The sequence below is a fragment of the Georgfuchsia toluolica genome, assembly GCF_907163265.1.
GTDB classification, from domain to species: Bacteria; Pseudomonadota; Gammaproteobacteria; order Burkholderiales; family Rhodocyclaceae; genus Georgfuchsia; species Georgfuchsia toluolica.
Window position 1 is genome coordinate 1,111,718 of sequence record NZ_CAJQUM010000001.1, and the last position, 22,685, is coordinate 1,134,402.

The 22,685-nt window shown below is 59.7% G+C and carries 19 protein-coding genes and 1 pseudogene; 10 read left to right on the plus strand and 10 right to left on the minus strand.

Annotation, left to right across the window (positions count from 1 at the left end; genetic code table 11):
• Positions 1-11: 11 nt before the first annotated feature.
• From K5E80_RS05240 to K5E80_RS05250, 3 genes are all read right to left on the minus strand, one after another.
• A complete protein-coding gene (locus K5E80_RS05240) occupies positions 12-917 on the minus strand; it encodes an alpha/beta fold hydrolase (protein ID WP_220635170.1) in 906 nt (301 codons plus the stop codon).
• Positions 918-1,160: 243 nt separating this feature from the next.
• Positions 1,161-3,500 carry a DNA internalization-related competence protein ComEC/Rec2 gene (locus tag K5E80_RS05245; RefSeq protein ID WP_220635171.1) on the minus strand — a complete coding sequence of 780 codons (2,340 nt, stop codon included), beginning with the start codon at positions 3,498-3,500 and terminating at the stop codon, positions 1,161-1,163.
• 343 nt (positions 3,501-3,843) lie between these two features.
• On the minus strand, positions 3,844-4,728 hold the full coding sequence (locus tag K5E80_RS05250; protein WP_220635172.1) for a universal stress protein: 885 nt from the start codon (positions 4,726-4,728) through the stop codon (positions 3,844-3,846).
• A 174-nt stretch (positions 4,729-4,902) separates the two neighbouring features.
• Here K5E80_RS05250 and K5E80_RS05255 point away from each other — a divergent pair, with 174 nt between their 5' ends.
• Both K5E80_RS05255 and K5E80_RS05260 read left to right on the plus strand, forming a co-directional pair.
• Positions 4,903-7,641, plus strand: coding sequence for a cation-transporting P-type ATPase (locus K5E80_RS05255; RefSeq protein ID WP_246590876.1), 2,739 nt, complete (start codon positions 4,903-4,905; stop codon positions 7,639-7,641).
• Between the two features lie 30 nt (positions 7,642-7,671).
• A complete protein-coding gene (locus K5E80_RS05260; protein WP_220635173.1) occupies positions 7,672-8,589 on the plus strand; it encodes a universal stress protein in 918 nt (305 codons plus the stop codon).
• Here K5E80_RS05260 and K5E80_RS05265 read toward each other — a convergent pair.
• Entirely contained in the window at positions 8,586-10,301 is a 1,716-nt protein-coding gene (locus tag K5E80_RS05265) for a cation:proton antiporter domain-containing protein (RefSeq protein ID WP_220635174.1), read from the minus strand. The genes K5E80_RS05260 and K5E80_RS05265 overlap by 4 nt on opposite strands.
• Positions 10,302-10,407: 106 nt before the next feature.
• Here K5E80_RS05265 and K5E80_RS05270 point away from each other — a divergent pair, with 106 nt between their 5' ends.
• Positions 10,408-10,815, plus strand: a complete 408-nt coding sequence (locus K5E80_RS05270) for a TrkA C-terminal domain-containing protein (protein WP_220635175.1) — start codon at positions 10,408-10,410, stop codon at positions 10,813-10,815.
• Positions 10,816-10,988: 173 nt separating this feature from the next.
• Here the strand turns inward: K5E80_RS05270 and K5E80_RS05275 are convergent, their stop codons facing one another.
• A complete protein-coding gene (locus tag K5E80_RS05275) occupies positions 10,989-12,113 on the minus strand; it encodes a substrate-binding domain-containing protein (protein WP_220635176.1) in 1,125 nt (374 codons plus the stop codon).
• 75 nt (positions 12,114-12,188) lie between these two features.
• Between K5E80_RS05275 and K5E80_RS05280 the strand changes: the two genes are divergently transcribed.
• The 3 genes from K5E80_RS05280 (at position 12,189) to K5E80_RS05290 (ending at position 15,113) form a co-directional block, all read left to right on the plus strand.
• A complete protein-coding gene (locus K5E80_RS05280; protein WP_220635177.1) occupies positions 12,189-13,022 on the plus strand; it encodes an ABC transporter substrate-binding protein in 834 nt (277 codons plus the stop codon).
• A 59-nt stretch (positions 13,023-13,081) separates the two neighbouring features.
• On the plus strand, positions 13,082-13,888 hold the full coding sequence (locus K5E80_RS05285; RefSeq protein WP_220635178.1) for an ABC transporter substrate-binding protein: 807 nt from the start codon (positions 13,082-13,084) through the stop codon (positions 13,886-13,888).
• Positions 13,889-13,985: 97 nt separating this feature from the next.
• Complete coding sequence (locus tag K5E80_RS05290) at positions 13,986-15,113, plus strand: porin (protein ID WP_220635179.1); 1,128 nt, start codon at positions 13,986-13,988, stop codon at positions 15,111-15,113.
• A 66-nt stretch (positions 15,114-15,179) separates the two neighbouring features.
• Here the strand turns inward: K5E80_RS05290 and K5E80_RS05295 are convergent, their stop codons facing one another.
• The 3 genes and pseudogenes from K5E80_RS05295 to K5E80_RS05305 all read right to left on the minus strand — a co-directional run bounded on the left by K5E80_RS05295 (position 15,180) and on the right by K5E80_RS05305 (position 16,620).
• A complete protein-coding gene (locus K5E80_RS05295; RefSeq protein WP_220635180.1) occupies positions 15,180-15,326 on the minus strand; it encodes a hypothetical protein in 147 nt (48 codons plus the stop codon).
• A gap of 34 nt (positions 15,327-15,360) precedes the next feature.
• Positions 15,361-15,552: pseudogene (locus K5E80_RS16675) on the minus strand (formate dehydrogenase accessory sulfurtransferase FdhD); the annotation flags it as partial.
• Positions 15,553-15,780: 228 nt separating this feature from the next.
• Entirely contained in the window at positions 15,781-16,620 is an 840-nt protein-coding gene (locus tag K5E80_RS05305) for a Rossmann-like domain-containing protein (protein WP_220635181.1), read from the minus strand.
• A 97-nt stretch (positions 16,621-16,717) separates the two neighbouring features.
• Between K5E80_RS05305 and K5E80_RS05310 the strand changes: the two genes are divergently transcribed.
• Together K5E80_RS05310 and K5E80_RS05315 are read left to right on the plus strand one after the other, a co-directional pair.
• Positions 16,718-16,978 (plus strand): hypothetical protein, encoded by a 261-nt coding sequence (locus K5E80_RS05310; RefSeq protein WP_220635182.1) that lies wholly within the window; start codon positions 16,718-16,720, stop codon positions 16,976-16,978.
• 183 nt (positions 16,979-17,161) lie between these two features.
• On the plus strand, positions 17,162-17,623 hold the full coding sequence (locus tag K5E80_RS05315) for a hypothetical protein (RefSeq protein ID WP_220635183.1): 462 nt from the start codon (positions 17,162-17,164) through the stop codon (positions 17,621-17,623).
• A gap of 49 nt (positions 17,624-17,672) precedes the next feature.
• Here K5E80_RS05315 and lolD read toward each other — a convergent pair whose 3' ends face one another.
• Positions 17,673-18,467: a lipoprotein-releasing ABC transporter ATP-binding protein LolD gene (lolD, locus tag K5E80_RS05320; RefSeq protein WP_220635184.1), complete on the minus strand. Its 795-nt coding sequence runs from the start codon at positions 18,465-18,467 to the stop codon at positions 17,673-17,675.
• A complete protein-coding gene (locus K5E80_RS05325; protein WP_220635185.1) occupies positions 18,460-19,713 on the minus strand; it encodes a lipoprotein-releasing ABC transporter permease subunit in 1,254 nt (417 codons plus the stop codon). The genes lolD and K5E80_RS05325 overlap by 8 nt, the downstream gene beginning before the upstream one ends.
• 26 nt (positions 19,714-19,739) lie before the next feature.
• On the opposite strand from K5E80_RS05325, the gene K5E80_RS05330 reads away from it, so the two are divergent.
• Positions 19,740-20,960, plus strand: coding sequence for a hypothetical protein (locus tag K5E80_RS05330; RefSeq protein ID WP_220635186.1), 1,221 nt, complete (start codon positions 19,740-19,742; stop codon positions 20,958-20,960).
• Complete coding sequence (gene recJ / locus K5E80_RS05335) at positions 20,957-22,669, plus strand: single-stranded-DNA-specific exonuclease RecJ (RefSeq protein ID WP_220635187.1); 1,713 nt, start codon at positions 20,957-20,959, stop codon at positions 22,667-22,669. Before K5E80_RS05330 ends, recJ begins: the two co-directional genes overlap by 4 nt.
• Positions 22,670-22,685 lie beyond the last annotated feature (16 nt).

Sequence of the window (22,685 nt, forward strand, 5' to 3'; positions counted from 1 at the left end):
CTTGCGCCCCATCAACGATCCAGCAGGAAATTGCGCACGATGCCGATCTGCGCATCGTCCATCAGCATCGGCGCATGGCCGACGCCGGGAATATCCACCGTCTTCGCCTTCGGGCCGCGCTCCGCCATCCGGCGCACCGTATCCGCCGTCAATAAATCCGACTCGGCGCCATGAATCACCAGCGTCGGGCACTTGATCGCGTCGTAGACAGGCCACAGATCAACGTCGGCATAAACCGTGGTCTGGCGGAAGGGCATGGCGATGGACGGGTCGTAGGTCATTTCATATTTGCCGTCGGGACGCTGGCGTATTGAGTAAATCGTCAGGTGGCGCCACTGCATGTCGGTCAGTTTGCCGAATGTCGCGCTCGTCATCCTGATATAGGCCTCGGCGGCGCCAACATCGTCAAACAATGGCGCATTGCCGGTGTATTGACCGATGCGTTGCAGGGACTGTGCCGTCAGCAGCGGGCCGACATCGTTGAGCAGCAGACGCCGGACCGCAGCCGGCGTTTCGCTGGCGATCAGCATGCCAATCAGGCCGCCCATCGAGGTGCCGACCCAGTCGACCGTCTCGGCGCCAACATGCGCCATCAGCGCCCGCATGTCTGACGCATAGAGTGGAAAACCGTAGTCTTGCGGATGCGTGAGCCAGTTGCTGCGGCCACGCCCGGCGATATCGGGACAAATGACACGGTAACGATCGAGCATGGCTTCCGCCAAAAAATCGAAATCGCGGCAGTTGCGGGTCAGGCCATGCACGCAGATGAGCACGTTCGGGCTGTCTGTCGCGCCCCACTCGACATAGGCCATTTTGTGCGAGCCATGCGGGCCGTGGCAGGACAACATGTGTTCGCGCAGTGCCGGCGCGCGTTCGCCTCGGCCAAACAGGCGGCGTAAATGGTCGATCAATCTCATGTTACAAACCGGTTAACGCAAGAAAAACGAAGTGGCTCTTGTTTTAAATCGAGCGTAGCGAGCTAATGAGTAGCCCCGCTCCGGGGGTTGAGGCGGGGTTTCGCAAAGCACTGCTTTGCGCCGCCGAGACGGGCGAGCCATGCAGGGCGAGCCCTGAAGCAGGTTGGAGTGGAGGGTGTTCAATTTGTCTTTGCGTATTTTCATCATCAGTGGTGCAACAATCACCAATCGAGCATAAGTCTATCAGGCGCCGTGCCAATAGCGTTTGCGCTGTTCGCGTTCCCGGCTGACCTGGATGCCGCCAGCGCGAAAATCGAAGCTGACCGCGCCATCCTCATCGCTGCGGAACATCTGTACATTCCGCTCGCGATAGCGCGCCACGATATTCGGACGCGGATGAGCGAAGCGGTTGCGGTAGCCCACGGTAAATACACCACGCGATGCTGCCACTGCGGCGATGAATTCCGGCGAGGAAGAAGTATTGCTGCCGTGGTGCGGCACCAGCAGCACGTCGCTGCGCAGTTCGGTAGCATGCCTTTGCAGCAACCGCATCTCATCGACCGTCTCGATGTCTCCCGTCAGCAGCACACTGCCCTGGCGCGACACAACGCGGAGCACGCAACTCATATTGTTGGTCTTGGGCGGCGGGTGCAAGTATTGCGCGGCAGCGGGATGCAGCACTTCGAACGAAACACCGTCCCATTGCCAGCGCTGGCCGTCACTACAGGCGACGTGGCGCACCGGCGCCGCCGACAGCGGGTGCTCGAACGGCAGTGAAGACAACAGCCAGCCGGTAGGTATGGCTTGCAACAATGAGTCCGCGCCGCCTTCGTGGTCGTTGTCCTCATGGCTGACCACCAATCCATCCAGCTTTTGCACCCCAGCCGCGCGCAGATAGGGCACCAGCACGCGCGTGCCGCTGTCCGCGTCGGGCGCAAATGACGGTCCGGTATCAAAAATCAGATCGTGGCCATGGGTTTGCACATGCACCGCCAGCCCCTGCCCCACGTCGAGCACCGCCATTTTCATATCGCCTTCGAGAGGCCGTTCAGGTGGGACGAACAACAAGGGCAAATACAGCAACACACCTACCCAGCGTGCAGGCACTGCACGAGGCAGCATCAGCCAGGCCGTGCCAATCAGCGCCAGCAATGTTGCCCACAGGGGCGGCGCATGTTGTTGCCATATCGCCCCAGGCAGGTCTGCCAGAAAAGCGACGAACAGCATCAGCAACTGGGTCACCCAATACGCTGGCCAGAGCAGGAACTGCAATCCCGGCAAGGCGGCGAGCAGGGTCAGCGGCGTGACGATGAAGCTGATGATCGGAATCGCCAGCGCATTGGCCAGCGGCGAGACCAGCGAAAATTGCTGGAACAGGGCCAGCAGCAGCGGCAACATGCCGGCCAGCATGGCCCATTGCGCGCGGCCCCATTGGCTCAGCCAATGCCCGGCCGCAAGCCGGCCGCTACCGGTGTAGAACAACAGCGCGACGGCGCCGAAGGAAAGCCAGAACCCGGCCGAAAACACCGCCCACGGATCGAGCAGGAGCACGACCAGCAGCGCAATAGCCAGCATCTGCCGCGTTGCCGGACGCCGCCGCAACAGCGACGCCGCTGCCACCGTCGTCAGCATGTACAAGGTGCGTTGCGCGGGTACGGCAAAGCCGGCCAGCAGGCAATAGGCAAACGCGGCGGCTACCCCGCCCAGCGCGGCGGCATGCTGCGCCGGCAAATACAGCGGCAGGCGCGAAGACCGCCGCCACAGCCAACCCGCCAGCATGTAAAACAGGCCCGCCACCATGGTGATATGCAGGCCTGAAATGCTCATCAAATGCGTGAGGCCGGTGCGGCTGAAAATCTGCCAAAGGCCGGGAGAGATCGCCTGCTGGTCGCCAACGCTGAGTGCAATCAGGATTCCGGCATAGGGTCGATCGCCGAGCACTGATTGATAGCGGTCGCGCAGGCGTTCTCTCAGCCGTTCCACCCCTATGCCAAAACCCGGCACGTGGGCTTTTATTGCCCCGCTGTCGGGGGCGTCGCGGATATAACCTGTAGCGCGGATACCGCGTTCGAAAAGCCAGGCCTCGTAATCGAAACTCTCCGGATTCAGACTGCCGTGCGGACGCTTCAAGCGCACCTGAAAACGCCAGCGTTCACCGGCATGCACCACTACCGGCACGACCTCCGGAACATCGTCATCGGCCATCCGGTGCGCATACCAGGTCAGCGAAATCTGCCGCGGCACCGGCAACGTCGAGCTCTCGACCGCAAAGCGGAAGCGAGTGCCGCGATCGGTAATCTGCGGCATCTCCGCCACAACACCGACAACGTCGATGTCGCGCCCTTCACTCGACAGCGGCAACTGATCGGCCATGCGGTAACCCGCGAACCAGCCGGCCCAGACAATGCCAAACAGAAATGTCCCAACTGGCAATACCCAGCGCAAGCGAACTTTGGCGGCGGATGCGCCGCAGCACAGTGCACCGATTGCTGACATGCCAAGCAGCATGGTGCCATCAGGCAGGGCTGCCTGGGTCTGTAGCCACAAAACCCCGGCGGCAAAGGCAAGGATCACAATCGTCATAAGCCCGGATTAAACCAGATCCGCGGCCGATTCGTTAAAGTCCCGGCGTTACCAACTTGATTACAAGCCGTCTGCGCGAATGTCCTGCTACGACAGATTCAAAGAGGCGCCTTAAAAAACGGAAATGAAATAACACGCCATGGCTTTCGTGTAGTTCGTAGAATCTGCTTGTCGATAACTACGCTGGCGGCAATGGCCGACAATCTGAGATAGGAAAAACGCTGATCAAGTCCTCCATCGCGGACCCTGAAGGGCCGTAGCGTTCTGAAAGTTCCTTGTTTTAAAACGCAATAGAGAGCCGCCTTTCCCAGCGTGAGAATGTTCGGTGAAGCATCAGACATTTTCACATCGAGACCAGGACATCGCATTGCGACTCGGCTAACACACGTTTTGTGACGCTGCCGAGCAACAAATCCTCGAGTGCACTTTCCCCGTGCTTCCCCATCACGATCAGATCGCAATTTTGCTCTTGCTCCTGCTCAATGATGCGCAAGGAGGGGGCGCCGTGCACCACAACGAATCGCGTGGCATAGGGTGGCAGTCCCGCTTCTTCGCTCAACGCATGCAGCTTCCGAACAGCCTCCTGCCGGGCGATGGTGCGATAATGTTTAATAGTGTCGTCATCGACACTTGCGTATCGCAAGTGGCTCTCGAACGGAACTTCAAAGACATGCAGCATCACGATTTCGGCGTGGGCGGCTACGGCACGTGCATTTTTGATCGCCTGCAGGGAAGCGGGTGAGAAGTCAACGGGCAGAAGTAGTGTCCTATAGGGTTCATGAGCTGCCTGTTTGACGACCAGCAGAGGGCATTTCGTTCTGCTGAGCATCCTCTCTGCAGTCGACCCCAGCAACAAATGTCGCATGAAGCTTTCGCCGCGAGCACCGCAAACAATCAGGTCCGTCGCCATCGCGTCCGCCTCCTTGAACAACTCCGCAAGCAAGGGGCCAAACACGACACGAGCGCCGGCTGACACGCCATGTTGTTTCAATAGCGCTTCGGCCAACTCGCGCAGTTTCTCCTTCGCGGTATCGAGTAACCGTAATTTCAGTTCCTCCGGGGACTCGCCCATGAGTTGCCGAAATTTTTCCAGCGGAGCGAGGTCTGCCACATGAAGCAAGTCCAGCGGCGCTCCCGTCTCTTTGCTTACCAGCGCCGCACGCTCAGCTGCATGGCGAGCCGGCGCGGAAAGATCGGTAGCAGCCAACAGGTGGTTCAGTTTCGTCATGGTTGTATTCCTTCTGCTTGATTCCTGCCAGGATCAGCCGATCTTAAAACGGCCGCTTTGCCCGGAGGTAGGATGGTCTGAGCAGTGCTCAGCAAAATTCTTAGGCATTTTGACTCATACTGTAAATAAGCGATAGACGTATCATTTTTCAATGCACCGAGAGACCCCGCATCGATGATCAAACGCTCAACCGACCACAACATGGATCCCCCCCAGTCGATGAACTGGCACTCTCTGACGCACGCGGAGGTCCGACAGGCGTTGCATGCCGAGATGGACGGTTTGACGGATGCCGAAGTGAAACAGCGAATTGTCCGATATGGGCCGAACCGGCTAACACCACCAAAACGGCGCGGCACATTGCTAAGACTGCTCATGCAATTTCACAACATTCTGCTTTATGTGATGTTGGGCGCGGCCGTTATCACAGCTTTTCTCGGTCATTGGGTCGATACAGGCGTGCTTCTGGTCGCTGTGGTGATCAACGTGGTCATTGGTTTCATCCAGGAGGGCAAGGCGGAAGCAGCACTCGATGCCATCCGCGCCATGCTGTCCCCGCATGCGACTGTGATCCGTAACGGCAGTCGCCGCGAGATCGAGGCCGCTGAACTTGTACCGGGAGACATTGTTGCTCTCGCCTCGGGTGATCGTGTTCCGGCGGATTTGCGCCTGATTTCGGTCAAGGAGCTGCGCGTCGAAGAAGCGGCGCTGACCGGCGAATCCCTGCCGTCCGAAAAAAGCACAGAGACCGTTAGTGCCGATGCGCCGCTGGGCGACCGTTACGGCATGGCCTATTCCGGCACCCTGGTAGTCTATGGTCAAGCCATCGGCATGGTTGTCGCCACGGGTGGCACCACCGAGCTGGGCAAGATCAATCAGATGCTCACCGGCATTCAGAGCTTGTCCACCCCCCTGCTGCGCCAGATTGACCGCTTCGGCCGCGTGCTGGCACTGGCCATCATCGGCATGTCCGCTGCGACCTTCGTGCTCGGTACCCTGTGGCGCGATCATACCCCCGCCGAGATGTTCATGATGGTCGTAGCACTGGCCGCTTCAGCGATTCCCGAAGGCTTGCCGGCGATCATGACCGTCACGCTCGCGCTCGGGGTACAACGCATGGCCCGGCGCAACGCCATTATCCGCCACCTACCTGCCGTCGAGACGCTCGGATCGGTGACGGTAATCTGCTCAGATAAAACCGGCACGCTGACCCGCAATGAAATGACCGTGCAGCGAATCCTCTGCGCCGGCCATGTGTTCGATGTCGGCGGTACCGGCTATGTGCCGCTAGGCGATTTCAGCATCGACGGCCGCATCATCGATCCTGACCACTACACGGCACTGTCAATGGCGATTCGCTCCGGTGTGTTGTGCAACGATGCCCGCCTGCGCGAAGAGGATGGCATGTGGCGGGTAGAGGGAGACCCGACCGAAGGTGCGCTGCTTGTAGCAGGAGGCAAAGCGGGTTTTTCGCAGCATGCTGGCGATACCGCTTGGCACAGGATTGACTCCATCCCATTCGAGTCGCAGCATCGCTTCATGGCTACCCACCATCGCGATGGCGACGGTGAATCCTGGATCTTCGTCAAGGGCGCGCCCGAACGGATTCTCGATATGTGCTCCTCCCAGTTGAACCACACTGGCGAGCATCCACTCGATGTCGATTACTGGCGTCGCATGGCGACAGACACTGCGGCCCAGGGATTGCGTTTGCTCGCGCTGGCCTGCAAACGCGCGGCTCCGGTCGACGGGCAGTTGGCATTCTCCGACGTGGAAGGGGGATACATGCTGCTGGCCCTGGTCGGCATCATTGACCCACCGCGCGAGGAGGCAATCCACGCCGTGAGCGAGTGCCATCACGCGGGCATACGCGTCAAGATGATCACTGGCGATCACGCCGAAACAGCGCGCGCCATTGGTGCCCAACTCGCCATCGGCGTCGGCAAGCCGACGATCACCGGGGCGGAAATCGCCATGATGGACGATGCCGTGCTGCGTCGCGTGGCGATGGAAGTCGATGTCTTTGCCCGCGCCAGTCCGGAACACAAGCTGCGTCTCGTGCAAGCCTTGCAGGACGACGGGCAAGTGGTGGCGATGACCGGCGACGGCGTCAACGATGCTCCCGCGCTCAAGTGTGCCGATGTGGGCGTGGCGATGGGCATGAAAGGCACGGAGGCAGCCAAGGAAGCCGCCGACATGGTGCTGGCCGACGACAACTTCGCTACCATCGCGACTGCCGTTCGGGAAGGCCGGGCGGTCTATGACAATCTAAAAAAATTCATCCTGTTCATGCTGCCCACCAACGGCGGCGAGGCAATGGTCGTGATCGTGGCAATCCTGTTCGAACTGACCTTGCCGCTCACGCCGGCACAAGTGCTGTGGATCAACATGGTCACGTCCAGCACGCTGGGCTTGGCATTGGCCTTCGAACCGGCCGAGCATGGCATTATGAGTCGCCGCCCCCGGCCCCCGGGTGAAGCGCTGTTGTCAGGATTCTTCGTCTGGCGTGTACTGATGGTTTCCGTACTGATGATGACCGGCGCGCTCGGCCTGTTCCTGTGGGAATTGAGCGACGGCACCAGCGTCAATACGGCGCGCACGATGGCCGTCAACGCAGTGGTGGTGGCGGAAATGTTTTATCTGGTCAATAGCCGGTACATCCTCGCGCCGGTAACCAATTGGGAGGGGGTGACAGGGAACCGTTACGTTCTGCTTGCCATTGCCGCCTGTCTTCCGCTGCAAATCGCCTACACCCACGCCCCGGTCATGCAGGGTATCTTTGATTCGACCAGTCTTTCGCCACTGGAATGGGGAAGGGTGCTGGGTGCCGGACTATTGGTATTCTGCGGTGCCGAACTGGAAAAATTCGTGATCCGGCGTACCCGTCTGGCATCGCATCTGGTCTCCGCATGAACAATGATCTCGACTCCAAGGAGAGAACCCATGAGTGCAAACCCCTCGATAATTGCTCCACCGGCTCGCCTGTTGCTGGCTACCGACCTCAGTTCCCGTTGTGATCGGGCGCTGGATCGTGCCGCGCAGATCGCTGGAGAGTGGCAGGCCGAATTGATCGCACTGAATGTGCTCGACGTCGCAGCATCACCTGATCAGGCACTGGCCTGGGCCACCGGCGCAGATGCAGATTGTGTATTGAAAATCGCCCGGCAGCAGCTTGCCCGCGATCTTTCAGGGCTGGATATCCGTGCCACCATGCAGATGGCACGTGGCGGCGATGCTGCCGCCACGATTCGAGAGGCTGCCGCCAGCACTGACTGCGGCCTGGTCATAACCGGTGTGGCACGCAACGAATTCTTCGGCCGCTGCCTGCTGGGATCGACCGTTGAACGTCTCGCGCGCTCGCTGCCCCAGCCTTTGCTGGTTGTGCGCAACCGGGTACGCGGCCCGTACCGGAGGATAGTCGTCGCCACCGACTTTTCGGTCTCGTCGCGCCACACCCTGCTGGCTACCGCTCGCCTTTTCCCAGGACGTGAACTGATCCTCTATCACGCCTGCGAGATACCACTTGACGGGGTTTCCGACAGACCGTCGAAAACCCGTCTCAATTGCGACATCGAACAAGGCGAATGCGCGGAATTTTTAGCCACGAGCGAGCTACCCGCCGATACGAGGATACGGTCTGTAATCGAGCAGGGCGCATTGGAAACAACCCTGACTCAATACGTCCGAAACCATGAAATCGATCTGGTGGCGATGGGCACGCATGGCCGCAGTGGAGTGATGAACATTCTGCTTGGCAGCACGGCGGCCAAGCTGCTCGACTGGCTACCTTGCGATTCGTTGGTCGTGCGCGAACCGCGCGCCGCCCGCTTAGGCCACGTTCCGGCTGCGGTGCGCCATTAGTCGTAGTTGTTTGCCATAGTTGCTTGTTGCGGGTCGAAACGTTGCAGAACATGACTTGCCATACTCTTGGCCAATTCTTCTTCGCCAAAAAACACCGTGCCGAGTTTGTCTTTGCGCAGCAGTACCGATTCCTCATCGCTATGGGTGCGCAGCACGATTTCGATGTCGGGGTTCAGAGTGCGCGCGGTATCGACTATTTGCCGCACATCGAGCGAATCGGGTGTGGCCACCACAAGCATTGCCGCATCGGCAATATGCGCCTGAATCAACACCGCCGGATCGGCGGCATTTCCTGACACAGCGGCCATCCCTTTCTTGCGCAAGTCTTCGACCAGTTCCCGGCTCTGCTCCACGATTACGAAAGGGATGCCGCTCGCATCGAGCGCCCTGCTAATTCGGCGCCCTACCCGGCCATAGCCCACCAGGACAACTTGCCCTGCCAGATACTTGCGTTCCGTGCTCATGGGCAATTCGGCATAGGGATCCTGTCGCTGTTCCAGCCGACGTGCCAGTACCGAGCGATCGAGCAGCCAGCCGCGGAACGGCGCAACGGCGGCGAACAGGAGGGGATTCAGTGCAATCGAGATCAACGCGCCAGCGAGTACCAGGCTCATGCCCTCGGCGGACAGCAAGCCGAGCGACAAACCAAGCCCGGCCATGATGAAAGAGAACTCCCCGATCTGCGCCAGGCTGGCCGCCACCGTCAATGCCGTATTGAGCGGATAGCGGAATGCGAGCACCAGGCCCAATGCCGCGAACATCTTGCCGAGCACGATGATGGCCACGACGCTGATCACCCGGACAGGCTGCTCGACCAATATCGCCGGTTCGAACAACATACCCACCGACACGAAAAACAGCACCGAGAACGCGTCGCGCAGCGGCAGCGACTCTTCCGCCGCGCGGTGGCTAAACTCGGATTCGCGCATCACCATGCCGGCGAAGAACGCGCCGAGTGCGAACGACACGCTGAACAGTGCGGCAGCGCCGTAGGCGATTCCGATCGCCGTGGCTACCACGGATAAGGTGAACAACTCGCGCGAACCAGTGCGCGCTACCTGCCACAACAGCCAGGGCAATACGCGGCGGCCCACCACCAGCATCAGCGCGATAAAGGCCGAAACTTCCACGATCGTTATGCCGATGGTTATCCAAAGGGGTCCGGCAGAGGCGGCGTGGGTGCCGCCAAGCAAGCCGGCCAGCGGCGGCATCAACACCAGCACCAGAACGCAGACCAGATCCTCCACCACCAGCCAGCCGACGGCGATCCTCCCGTTCATGGATTCGAGCACATGCCGGGCTTCGAGCGCCTTGAGCAGCACCACGGTACTCGCGCATGACAGCGACAGCCCGAAAATCAATCCGCTACCCACACTCCAGCCCCACCACCCGGCCAGGCACATGCCGAGTACCGTCGCCAAGCCCATTTGAACCACCGCACCGGGAACGGCGATGCGCTTTACCGCCAGCAGATCATTGAGCGAAAAATGCAGCCCGACGCCGAACATCAGCAACATGACGCCAATTTCCGACAGCTGGGAGGCGATATGCATGTCGGCCACGAAACCAGGCGTCGCCGGACCGATGAGGATGCCCGCAATCAAATAGCCGACCAGCGCCGGCAGTTTGATTCGTTCGGCGATGAAGCCGAGGATCAAGGCAACGCCAAAGCCAGCGGCAATGGTGGTGATCAGGGAAATGTTGTGATCCATTCAGTTGCTTTCATCCGGGCAGCGCATGAGTGTGGCAGACGGAAATCGCTGTTCAATTGAATGTGGCCATAATCGCGCACCACAACCAACTGCGCAACACTTTAAAATGCGCAAAGCCGGCGCCGATGTCATTGTTTCGCCCAACTTCACCAGCGGCATACGCATCGCCTTGGCGATGATCCGGCCGCATGTCGTCTCCTTCCTCGATGAAATGCTGCGCTCGGAAATCCATCTGCGTGTCGAAGAAGTGGCGGTGCCCGAAGGCTTCGAACCACGGCCCTTGTCGGAGCTTAATTTGAAACGCAGCGGCGACAATCTGCTGTTGGCGCTGCGCACCACCGGCAGTAACTGGATATTCAATCCGGCTGGCGATTATCTGCTGGAACCCGGCTATACGCTGGTCGCCATGGCATCGCCACAGGGCCGGCCGGAACTGGAAGCCGCGCTGGGACCTGTCGCCGACGAGCCCTGTGAGGCTTTAACATACAGCACCACGGCGACACAGCGGGCATGATCGAAGGAAATGACCACCGGGAATCCCTGTGGGATCTCCGTGGGAAGGCAAGAGCCTCATATTGAATTGCCAATGCCTGCGACTTGTCCAATTCGCAATGAAGATACTTTTGCCACAAAGAGCCAAGGGGCAGAAACCGGCCATTTCTTCCCAATTAGCAGTTGGCTCGACCGTCACCCTTGCGTCTTTTTGATCCAGCTATCCCAGTCCAGCGGACTCACCTCGGACATCGGCTCATATCCCGGAAGTGCGTGAAGCCGGTTGCGAAACGTTCCGCCACGAAGTCGTTGCAATAGCGTCTTGACTTGTGGGCTGGTCAGCGACGATCGCCGCATCGCAAAACCGTAGCGCTCCCGTACCAGAGGAACAAAGTCAATGTCATAGCGATAAGCTACAGCCTTCAACGCAATTCCTGCATCTGCCTGACCACTGGCAATGGTTGCGGCGATAGCATCATGAGTGAATTCCTCGCGGCCGTAACCTAACAGTCGTCCGCGATCAATATTTCTTTTGTCCAGCATTTCGTCAATCAGCCGCCGTGTCCCTGAACCCCGCTGTCGATTCACAAAACACGCCCCTCTTTCGACAACATCCATCAGGGACTCCAGCTGCAAGGGATTGCCGGAGCGAACCAGGAGTCCTTGCTGTCGCCACATCACCGGGATGCAGACATGCAAGCGAGGGTCCAGCCATTGACTCAGCCAGGCAGAGAATCGATCAGAACCCCACGTGTCTGGTATGTGGAATCCGGCAGCATCACACTCCCCGCGTCCCAAAGCTGACAACGCATCCTCGCTGCCGCGCCATATCATATCGATCGGTACCTGGCGGCCATGTTCGACCCAGTCCGCCAACGCTATATCGTGACTCCCAAGAACACACAACCGATTCGGTGATGTCGTAACCGGGCGACGGAGCGGCTCGATAAGGCTTCGCATCCGTCCTTCCCAGGCACTGTGCCCCTCGCCCAGTGCCAAACGGGCAGCAGCATCAAGTTCGACGAGCGACTCGCCCAGAGGCGTGAGTTGAGTCCCCCGACCTCGCTGCATGGTGACCATGGTCATGCCCAATTCTTCCTCGCAGCGACGCAACAAGCCCCATGCCGTGCGATACGACATCCCCGCTTTCAATGCGGCCTCGCGCAACGCTGTCGTGTCAAAAAGAGCGACCAGGAGCGTCAATAGTTTTCGGGTTTCGGGTTCGCTCAGGTTTAGTCCGAAATCCCAGTACCAGCGCAGACGAGGCAAGTGTATGTCCGCCGCAATCTCTTCCTGACTGATAGTTGCAAGTTTCGACATATTTTGTTTTTGGGAAAGCTTGGTTAATCTCTTTCAAGTTTACCTCGTTGCCCTCCATAGCTATCAGGAACCTTCATGAACATCGCCAAATTTTCTCGTCGCTCATTCATCTGCTGCCTTACGGTTGCCGCTGCGCTGTTTTCATTGGGCGCCCAGGCCGAAGAGCGTTTCATCACTGTCGCCTCAACGACCTCCACCGAACAGTCGGGACTTTTCTCCCACTTGCTGCCCGTCTTCGAGAAATTGACTGGCATCAAGGTGCACGTCATTGCGCTTGGTACCGGACAGGCGCTCGATCTGGGACGCCGTGGCGATGCTGATGTGCTCTTCGTCCATGACAAGGCCGCCGAAGAGAAGTTTATCGCAGAAGGTTACGGCGTCAAGCGGCAGGAGGTGATGTACAACGACTTCATTCTTGTTGGACCAAAGTCGGATCCAGCCAGGGCGGCCGGCAAGGACATCCTCGAAGGCTTACGCCGGGTCGAGGCAACGAAGACAGCTTTTGTCTCGCGGGGCGACAAGAGCGGCACCCATGCAGCCGAACTCCGCTATTGGAAGGCGGCGGGGGTCGATATCGAGGCAAAGAAGGGGACGTGGTACCGGGACACTGGTTCCGGAATGGGGCCTGCGCTGAACACGGCAGCCTCAATGAACGCTTACATCCTTGCCGACCGCGGTACCTGGCTTAGTTTCAGGAATCGGGGCGAACTCGGCATCACCGTGGAAGGCGACCGGCAACTGTTTAATCAGTATGGCGTCATACTTGTCAATCCGGCCAAGTATCCGCATGTGAAGCAGGCCGACGGGCAAAAGTTCATTGACTGGCTTGTTTCCACTGACGGCCAAAAGACCATCGCTGAATACAAGATCGGCGGCGAACAACTGTTTTTCCCCAACGCCGCCAGATAACTTCCACCATGCGTCGCACTTTCCTGAAGCTGGCCGCCATCGCAGTTTGCATTCCCGGCATGACTTTCTGCGCTCTTGCTGCTGACGATGTGGAAGCAACCTACGGTACCGGCAAGAACATCTTCACGCTTGCCACGGGCAGCCCCGGTGAACTTGGCTTGCTCAAGGCCTTGGCGGAAGATTTTGCCAAGCGTGCCGATGCGCAGATGAAGTGGGTCAAGGCCGGCACAGGGCAGTCCCTGAAACTTCTGCAGGGAAAGAAAGTGGACATGGCAATGGTTCACGCTCCTGCCCAGGTTGAGAAAGCCGTTAAAGATGGATGGGCAACAGGCAAAACCCTGATCGCCTCAAATGAGTTCTACATCGTTGGACCGAAGAATGATCCCGCTGAAATTGCGAAGGCCAGCAGTTCCACAGGTGCCTATGTACGGATTGCCGGAGCCAAAGGACGTTTCGTATCCCGTGGGGACAACTCGGGTACCCATCAGAAGGAAATGCAGATATGGCAGCGAGCCCGCGTACAACCTGCGGGTGACTGGTACATCGTTACCAGGGACTTCATGACGGCGAGCCTCCGGCGTGCCAATGCCGAAGGCGCCTATTTCATGACTGATTCAAGCACCTGGATAATGGAGAAGAACATCGCTCCTGAGCTTGCGATCCTCTATCGGGGGGATAAGTTTCTAGTGAATACCTATCACGCGTTGCTGGCCCCGGTTGGCGCAACAGCGGGCCACGATACGGCAGAGAAATTCATCGCGTATGTTTCATCACCGGATGGGCAGAAAGTTATTTCAGATTACGGCCGCGACGAGTTTGGCGAGAGCCTGTACGACGACGCGGCTTACGCCGCAAAGTACGAATAGACCCCAGAGCATTCCTTGCGAGCGGGCCAAATTTACGTCAAGTAAAACTTGCAACATCGGCAATCTAGCCACTTTACATTTATCTCAGGAGTAACACATGCAGAAGAAACTCATCGCTCTGGCAATTGCTGGTTTTACCAGTACCGCAGGGCTCGCCCAATCCAATGCCACCATTTATGGGGTCATGGATGCCAGTCTGGAAAGCGTTAGAGCTAACGATGCAACCACTGCCGGGGCAAGTCGTGGCGGTTTTGGCCGCGTCAATTCCAACTCCAGCTATATCGGCTATAAGGGTACTGAAGACTTGGGTGATGGTCTCAAGGCACTGTTCCAGTTCGAAACCGGCTTCAGTGCCGATACCGGGGTCTACACGCCTGCGGGCCGCGATACCTTTGTCGGACTGCAAGGCAATGCAGGCACTGTCAAGTTGGGCATCTTCACCGGCGCCTCGCGCACCATTGGTACCAGGCTTGACCTACTTCCCGGTCGCTCGGGCATTGGTTCTTCCGATTCGATAATCGGTCGAGCCATCAACAAGACCGGAGGCTCGGCGACCTTCTTCGATACCCGCCTGTCGAATGCCATCGGGTACACCACGCCAACCTATAACGGTTTTACTGGCGTCATCAACTACGCTGCCGGCGAAAACAAAACGCTCGACAGTGCTACCGCTGCGACACAGCTTAATGGCAAGGCCTATGAGCTTGGAGCGTCTTATGTCAATGGACCTTGGTATGTCGCTTACGCCTATGGCAAGCGCGATACTGGTGCCAGCCAGACCTCGACCGCAAGCAGCATCATTAACTGGAAGTCCAATCGGATTGGCGCCGGCTATACCTTCACTGAAGGACACAAGATCAATTTCATTTGGGATCAGCAAAAACAGGATTTGATTGGCAACACAAATCTGGACAAAGATGCGTGGTCGCTGCAGGGTTTGTACAAGGTTAGCCCAGCAGGCTCCCTGATCGCGGCTTACAGCAAGACGGGTGATGCTTCGGGCAACTATCGTGCATCCAACGCCGGCACTGGCGCCAAGGAAATCACGCTCGCCTATTTGCATGCCCTGTCCAAGCGGACGATGCTTAAGGCGGTTTGGTCAAAGATCAGTAACGACAATAACGTCGCCTATGACTTTGGCGCCAATGGTGCTGCGGTGGGTGGCAGTTTCGGCAACGGCGCTGACCCCACAGGCCTTGCGCTCGGCGTCCGTCATGCATTCTAATTACAGCCATTTTTGATTATCAAAGCTGAGCAGAATGGTCGCCTTCGGGCGACCATTCTTAATTTGTTATTTGGGTTTGTGCTCAAGCAGAAATTCCGACGGTGCCTGGCCGGCCTGATCGTTGTATTTCGCCTCAGTTTTGACAAGAAACTTCTCAATGCGGGCGTACAGCCTGTGAAAGTGGCTATCCAGTATTGCGCGCATTTCATTCATTGTCGTTTCCCGTCCGGTTGCCACCATTGTCGAATCAATGCTGCCCCGTGAAAAGAAGATAGCATTTTCCCATGATACGACCAATCACCGTCAGACCGATCTTGCGGACGATGGTGTGCCCCATGCCGGTAAGACCGGACCGCGAGACGACGAAAGGAATGCCCATCTGCGCGGTCTTGATGATCATCTCCGAAGTCAATTGACCGGTGGTATGGAAAAGCTTTCCAGTCGACCTGGACCGCGACGATGTCTTCCAGCGTCAATACCAGCTGCTGGTTGCACAGTTAGCCCAGCAATAGAAATTCGGGCGCGGCACCCAGGGTCATCAGGGCAACGATCTCACGCTTGTCGAGATACAGCGTCGGCGGGCGTTCACCAATTTCGCCGTCATGCTTGAGTCGCCGATGTCCATCATGTTCTTCATTCGCTCCGCTTTGTCTTTCAGGGGGTGATTCTACTTGCGCGCTCTCTGAATCAGCTCACGCCACCCCGGATAGGTGTCAGAGGTCAGGGCACACTTGCTGGAAAATTTGCTCGTGGGCGCGCCGCTCGTCAGTGCCGCAATGAATCCCTCCCGGTCTGTGATCCAGCTTCCTCCGAGGAGAGTGACGCCGCGTGTGAAGAGGGCGTCCGGCAGGCAGCCCGCACTAGGACCGACCATGGCGAACCAGCGCGCCTTGCGGCAGTGGGCGAGCATTTGATCCAGCGTATCGTTGAGCAGCAAGGTGCTGGTGGAAATCACCTTGTTGCACTCGGCGAGTTCCCTGGCGTCGAGCGTCACGTGGTAGCCATCATGTTCGCCTGCAAGGTCCGCTTTCAATTCGACGACTGTCAGCCGGGCTCTGCTCTTTAGGACGCGTCCCAGCAGCGGCCTGAAGAGTCCGATCATGCCAATGAAATCATCGGGTTCGGGATTCATCTGCCCTATCGAATCGCTGCTGTCGCGCGGGCGAAATCCTGCGCGGTCGAACAGGCAGCGAGAAATGGCATTGGCCGCCGCAAAGCTGATGGTCCTTTCGGGACCAGTGTCGCTGACGAAGCGCCGGGCCACCTCGAGCGCATCTGCGCCAACGAGGCCGAAGCCGATGGACCCTCGATGCAACTTCGCCAGCGTGTCATCGAGAAGGACGTAGGAGAGACCGATCGACCCATCCGTGAGTTCCACGGCGCAGAACTCGCCCTTGTTGCTCTGGGTGGGTTGAAGCGGTGGCAGATGCAAAGCACGGATGCGCGGCAACGGGCTCTGGTCGGCAAAGGCGGTTAGTTGGGCAAGGTAGTCTGTGGCGAAGCTCATTGGAGGTCTCTTTAAGCTCTCGGAAAGGTTTGCTGAGACGAGTACTGATATGGGTGAAAGTATAGGGCGTGTGCGCGGATACGACCGCCGTGCAGGAATGGAATGTAGCGAATCGGCAGGACGCTTGCAACTGAGCAAGATCATGAGCACGGGAACACAGGCCACAGCGGAATCCACAGCGCTGAAAGAGCGCGCAAAGCGCCTGGAGAGCAACTGGCAATCGATGATCCGGATTACCCACGATTTTTTCCATGCCTGGCGCAAGGCCGTTGCGGACACACATGGCGAGCCGGCGGCAAGGGAAATGGAATTGCTCTTCTGGAAAACATTGGCCTCAGCACGGGCAAGTTGTACCTGACGCTCGGCGGCAAGCCCGACGATACCGGGCAGATCGCCTGCGTCATGAAGCGCGCCAGCGACATCATGGCAAGCCGCGCACCTCGCACAGGACGGTGATGCCACGCTACTGGTACACACCGCTTGTCCATGGCTGGATTCCTACCGCTGCCGGCCTTCCGAACCAGTGTGGCGCGGAGCCAGTATGCATCCTTCATGGCTGCGGGCCAAGCGCAATCTGGTTTCGCATGACAAATTCTTTTACTTCGATGCCGGGTGTTCCGTTCGCTGCGCCCCGCCGGCCCGCTCGACCGGCCCGAAGAAATCGAGGGCATGGCGCTGGAAGGGCTGGTGGCGCAGTACCTGCGCGCCTGGATCGCCTACCGGGCCAGCGGCGTGCACTCTATTACTGGCGTACCAAGTCGGGCAGCGAGGGGATTTCGTCGTCTATGACTCTGACATATTTTCGGCCATCGAGGTCAAACGCGCCGCCAAAGTGCATAGCAAGGATCTGCGCGCCCTGCACGCCTTCCGTGAGGATTATCCGGAAGCCTCGGCGTGTTTGCTGTACATGGGCAAGGAGCGCCTGGCGATCGATGGCTTTCCCTGCATTCCGTGCGATGCATTTCTCAAGGCACTGCATCCGGACCGCAAGGAACTGCCGTGAGTTGAAATTGTTGAGCTTCGCTTTGCTCAGCCTAACCCAACGTTGAATACTATTCCGTCTGCAGTCTTCCATCACGCAGATGCAATACGCGTTGCGCGCGGGCGGCCAGCGACTGATCGTGAGTCACCACAATGAGACCCGCGCCACGCTCGGCATTCAGGCGCAGCATCAGCTCGAACACATTCTCCGCCGTATGCCGATCGAGATTGCCGGTCGGCTCGTCGGCGAGCAGACAGGCCGGTGCCGTCACCAGCGCACGCGCAATCGCCGCGCGCTGGCGTTCGCCACCCGAGAGTTCGCCGGGACGGTGATTGACGCGATGCCCCAAGGCAACCTTCTCCAACATTTCCTGCGCCCGTTGCTCGGCTTCAGCGCGCGCAAGACGGCGTATCAACAAGGGCATCGCCACATTTTCCAACGCGGAAAACTCCGGCAGCAGATGGTGGAACTGATACACAAAGCCGAGTGCTTCATTGCGCAAGCGGCCGAGTTCGGTCTCACTGGCCGTTGATATATTCTGTCCCTGAATCGACACCATTCCCGCGCTGGGTCGGTCGAGGCCGCCCAGCAGATGCAGCAGCGTGCTCTTGCCCGAACCGCTGGCGCCGACGATGGCAACGCTCTCGCCGCGGCGCAATTCGAAATCGACGCCGGAAAGCACCGGCACTTCGATATCACCCTGCCAGAAGGATTTGGCCAGGCCCGAACATCGAAGAACCGGGGAGCCGCCGCCGGGCCGTCCCAAGGCAGCTCCAGCGTTGAAACCGGAAGCCGCGCTTTGCGCGGCTGAACCCTGGTCACCCCCTTCCTTGGGAAGGGGGCTGGGGGGAAGGCTGTCACTCATAGCGCAGCGCCTCGGCGGGATTGACGCGTGATGCCCGCCAGCTCGGATACAGCGTCGCAAGCAAAGTCAGCAGGAATGACACACCGGTAATCAGCGCGACGTCGTTCCAGTGGAGGTCGGAAGGAAGATCGGAGATGTAATACACATCCTTCGACAGGAACTGGATGCCCAGCAAATGTTCGATCGCCGGTACGACGACGTCGATGTTGAGCGCCAGCGTCACCCCGCCCACAACCCCGAGCAGCAGCCCGACAAGACCGATGAGCACGCCCTGCACGATGAAGATCAGCATGATGCTCTGCGGGCTGGCGCCCAGCGTGCGCAGGATGGCGATGTCGGCCTGCTTGTCGGTGACCGCCATCACCAGCGTGGAAACCACGTTGAACGCGGCCACGGCCACGATCAGCAGCAGGAACAGGAACATCATGATTTTTTCGATCGCGATGGCGCGAAAATAATTGACGTTGCTCCGCGTCCAGTCGGTGATGAAGGTATTCATGTCAAGGTAACGCAGCAATTCGCCGGCAATGCGCGGCGCCTCGAACAAGTCGGCGACCTTCAGCCGCACACCGGAAACGCTGTCGCCCATCTGGTAAAGCGTCTGCGCATCGCGGATATCGATCAGCGCCAGGCTACCGTCATAGGGCTGCATCCTGATTTCGAATATCCCGACCACGCGGAACTGCTTGAGCCGCGGCAATACGGCTACGGGCGTGACCAGCCCCTGGGGCGCAATCAGCGTCACCTTGTCGCCCGGGGCGGCCCGCAGGGCGCGCGCCAGATCCAGGCCCAGCACAATGCCGAACTCGCCGGGCCGCAGATCGGCGAGATGGCCCTGGTGCATATGCTTTTCGAATTCCGCCACGCCCTCCTCCGCGCGCGGATCGATGCCGCGCACCATGACGCCCTGCACCTCGCTGCCCGACGACAGCAGGCCCTGCTGCTGCACATAGGGCGCGGCGGCAACCACCTGGGGATGCTGGCGCACCGCGGCTATGGTTTCGCGCCAATTCGCCAGCTCGTTGCCGGCGCCGAAAATCTCGATATGCGAAGCGACGCTGAGCGTGCGCGTCCTGATTTCCATCTGGAAACCGTTCATCACCGACAGGACGACGATCAGCGCCGCGACGCCGAGCGCGATGCCGAGCATGGAGGTCATCGAGATGAAGGAAATGAAGCGGTTGCGGCCGGCGCCGCGCTTCTTGGCGCGCGTATAACGCAGCCCGATGGTGAGTTCATATTGCATGGGAGGCCGCATGTTAACATGCGGCGATGACTCTGACTTTGGTGATTCCCGGACTGCTCTGGCCGCGCCAGGTCATGCAGGACACGCTTTACGACACCGACTTCCCCGCGCTGCAAACCCTGCTTGGCAAGGGCCGCTGGCTGGCATCCACAGCCGCATCGGCCGAGGCATGGTGGTGTGCGCATTTCGGCATTGGCCTCGACGAGTTCGCTGCCGCACCGTTGCGTCTCCATGCCTTGGGCAAGGAAGCCGGCGATTCGACCTGGCTGTGCGCCGATCCTGTCCATTTGGAGGCCGATCGGCACGGCGCCACGCTGAAGGATCCTGCTGCGCTCCACATCACTGCCGAAGAGGCGGCGCAACTGCATGCGCTGCTGGCGCCGCTGTTCGCCGCAGTGGGAGAACTGGTGGTGGCAACACCATCGCAATGGCATCTGCGCCTGACGACGCCCGCGCCCGCCCTGCCCGCCCACCTGTACGATTTGGTCGGACAGTCTGCGGCGGCCTCGCTGCCTCAGGGCGATAGCGGCCGCCGCTGGCGGCAACTGCTCAATGAGGTGCAAATGAGCCTGCATGCGCATCCGGTCAACACGGAACGCGAACTGCGCGGACAGGCGGAGATCAACAGCATCGCGCTGTGGGGTGGCGGACGTCTGCCGAAGCTAACCATGGTCACAAGCGCCACCCCAGAGGATGAAAATACGCAAAGGCCAATGAGTTGCCCCCCACCCCAAGCCTGCTCCATGGCTCGCTTTGCACAGCTCGCCCGTCTCGGTGGCGCAAAGCAGTGCTTTGCGAATTCCCGCCTCAACCCCCGGGGCGGGGTTTCCAAACAGCTCGCCACGCTCGATAGCCACACCCGACTTCGGTTCCGCTTTTTCACGTTAAAGGAAAAAAAACCAAGCGCACTGTGGAGCGACGATCCGGTCGTCGCCGGCGCCGCCAGGCTTGCCGGATTGCAGGTGGGACCCCTCCCGGTACGCTTTACCGGCACGGAGGCCGCTGGCATCGTGCATTGGCATCGTTTGCAAGCCCCTGCCGCCAGCCACGATGCGCAGGCCTGGCGCGAAGGATTGCAGCAACTGGACCAGGATTGGCTGGCGCCCGCGCTGACCGCCCTGGCGTCCGGCAAGTTGAAGCGCATCGAGTTGCATGGTTTCGGCGACGAAAGCGCAGTGTCGCTTTCCATGGCAGCGCTGGATCGTTATCGTTTCTGGCGCAAGCCACGCCGACTGGAAACAATGTGACGCACCTATTGGTACGCAAGGCGCCGCCGCGCGCCGTCTGGGCGCTTGAACAGGCCGGCATGCATCCGCTGCTGGCGCGGCTTTACGCGGCGCGCGGCATCACCTCGGCGGAACAGGCGGAAACCCAGTTCAAGCATCTGCTGCCGCCCGGCAATCTCAAGGGCATCGCGGAGACCGCCTGCCTGCTGGCCGATGCGATTGCCGCGAAAAAACGCCTGCTGATCGTCGCCGACTACGATTGCGACGGGGCAACGGCTTGTGCCGTTGGCATACGCGGCCTGCGCGGGTTCGGCGCAGAGGTCGATTACCTGGTGCCGAATCGTTTCAAGACCGGCTATGGGCTGTCGCCGGAAGTGGTCGCCATCGCGGCTGAAGGTAAATTCGGCAAACCCGACATCATCATCACGGTTGACAACGGCATCGCCAGCATCGAAGGCGTGGCGGCAGCCAAGCGGCTCGGCATCACCACCATCATCACCGACCATCACCTGCCCGGCACCGAACTGCCGGACGCCGCCGCCATCGTCAACCCGAACCAGCCCGGCTGCCGTTTTGAGAGCAAGTCCATCGCCGGCGTCGGCGTAATGTTTTATGCCTTGCTCGCGCTGCGCGCGGAGTTGCGCAAACGCGGTGCGTTCGCCGACGCTCAGGAACCGAATCTGGCCGCCCTGCTCGACCTGGTGGCGTTGGGTACGGTGGCCGATGTTGTCAAACTCGATCGCAACAATCGCATCCTCGTCGCGCAGGGCTTGGCGCGCATGCGCGCCAGGGCCTTGTGCCCCGGCTTGCGCGCGCTGTTTCGCTGCGCCGGGCGCGATCCCGCCAGCGCCAGCACCTTCGATCTCGGCTTCGCCCTCGGTCCGCGCCTGAATGCCGCCGGACGCCTGGCCGACATGTCGCTCGGCATCGAATGCCTAGTCACGGACGACCCGGCGCGGGCCATGAATATCGCGCAGGAACTCGATGCCCTGAACCGCGAACGGCGCGGCATCGAGGCGGACATGCGCGCCGACGCCGATCTTCATCTGCAACAGATCGACGGTGGCACATGCAGCAGCGTGTCGCTGTTCGATCCGAACTGGCATCAGGGCGTGATCGGCATTCTTGCCGGACGCATAAAAGAACAGCTGCATCGCCCGACGTTTGCCTTCGCGCGCGCAGACAGTGCGGAGGCCAGTGGAGATCTGCGCGGCTCCGGACGGTCCATCCCCGGACTGCATCTGCGCGATGCGCTGGATCTCGTTTCCAAGCGCCATCCCGATCTGCTCAAGCGCTTCGGCGGGCACGCCGCCGCCGCGGGCGTCACCATTGCCGAGGCCGATTTCCCGCTTTTTGCCGCAGCGCTGGAAGCCGTCGCGCGGGAACTGATTTCGCCCAACGATCTCAGCCGCACGCTCGACTCCGATGGCGAACTCGAAGGCGGTTATATTTCAATCGCCACCGCGCGACTGTTGCAGGATCAAGTATGGGGCCAGGGTTTCCCGCAACCCTTGTTCGAGGGCGTATTCCAGGTCGAGCGCCAGCGCATTCTCAAGGAACAGCATCTCAAACTCGACTTGCGCGCGGGCCCGGCGCGCTTTGAAGCGATACGCTTCAATTTTTCCGAAGCCGTGGCCGATCGAATTCGTGTCGTTTACCGCTTGGCGATCAACGAGTTCAACGGCTTGCAAAGCGTGCAACTGATGCTCGAACACATAGAACCGGCATAGCCAGGCATATCCCCAA

Excerpts from the sequence above, each read along its gene's own strand:
- K5E80_RS05240 (WP_220635170.1), bottom strand. The coding sequence starts at position 917 with ATGAGATTGATCGACCATTTACGCCGCCTGTTTGGCCGAGGCGAACGC.
- K5E80_RS05245 (WP_220635171.1), bottom strand. The coding sequence starts at position 3,500 with ATGACGATTGTGATCCTTGCCTTTGCCGCCGGGGTTTTGTGGCTACAG.
- K5E80_RS05250 (WP_220635172.1), bottom strand. The coding sequence starts at position 4,728 with ATGACGAAACTGAACCACCTGTTGGCTGCTACCGATCTTTCCGCGCCG.
- K5E80_RS05255 (WP_246590876.1), top strand. The coding sequence starts at position 4,903 with ATGATCAAACGCTCAACCGACCACAACATGGATCCCCCCCAGTCGATG.
- K5E80_RS05260 (WP_220635173.1), top strand. The coding sequence starts at position 7,672 with ATGAGTGCAAACCCCTCGATAATTGCTCCACCGGCTCGCCTGTTGCTG.
- K5E80_RS05265 (WP_220635174.1), bottom strand. The coding sequence starts at position 10,301 with ATGGATCACAACATTTCCCTGATCACCACCATTGCCGCTGGCTTTGGC.
- K5E80_RS05270 (WP_220635175.1), top strand. The coding sequence starts at position 10,408 with ATGCGCAAAGCCGGCGCCGATGTCATTGTTTCGCCCAACTTCACCAGC.
- K5E80_RS05275 (WP_220635176.1), bottom strand. The coding sequence starts at position 12,113 with ATGTCGAAACTTGCAACTATCAGTCAGGAAGAGATTGCGGCGGACATA.
- K5E80_RS05280 (WP_220635177.1), top strand. The coding sequence starts at position 12,189 with ATGAACATCGCCAAATTTTCTCGTCGCTCATTCATCTGCTGCCTTACG.
- K5E80_RS05285 (WP_220635178.1), top strand. The coding sequence starts at position 13,082 with ATGACTTTCTGCGCTCTTGCTGCTGACGATGTGGAAGCAACCTACGGT.
- K5E80_RS05290 (WP_220635179.1), top strand. The coding sequence starts at position 13,986 with ATGCAGAAGAAACTCATCGCTCTGGCAATTGCTGGTTTTACCAGTACC.
- K5E80_RS05295 (WP_220635180.1), bottom strand. The coding sequence starts at position 15,326 with ATGAATGAAATGCGCGCAATACTGGATAGCCACTTTCACAGGCTGTAC.
- K5E80_RS05305 (WP_220635181.1), bottom strand. The coding sequence starts at position 16,620 with ATGAGCTTCGCCACAGACTACCTTGCCCAACTAACCGCCTTTGCCGAC.
- K5E80_RS05310 (WP_220635182.1), top strand. The coding sequence starts at position 16,718 with ATGGAATGTAGCGAATCGGCAGGACGCTTGCAACTGAGCAAGATCATG.
- K5E80_RS05315 (WP_220635183.1), top strand. The coding sequence starts at position 17,162 with ATGCATCCTTCATGGCTGCGGGCCAAGCGCAATCTGGTTTCGCATGAC.
- lolD (WP_220635184.1), bottom strand. The coding sequence starts at position 18,467 with ATGAGTGACAGCCTTCCCCCCAGCCCCCTTCCCAAGGAAGGGGGTGAC.
- K5E80_RS05325 (WP_220635185.1), bottom strand. The coding sequence starts at position 19,713 with ATGCAATATGAACTCACCATCGGGCTGCGTTATACGCGCGCCAAGAAG.
- K5E80_RS05330 (WP_220635186.1), top strand. The coding sequence starts at position 19,740 with ATGACTCTGACTTTGGTGATTCCCGGACTGCTCTGGCCGCGCCAGGTC.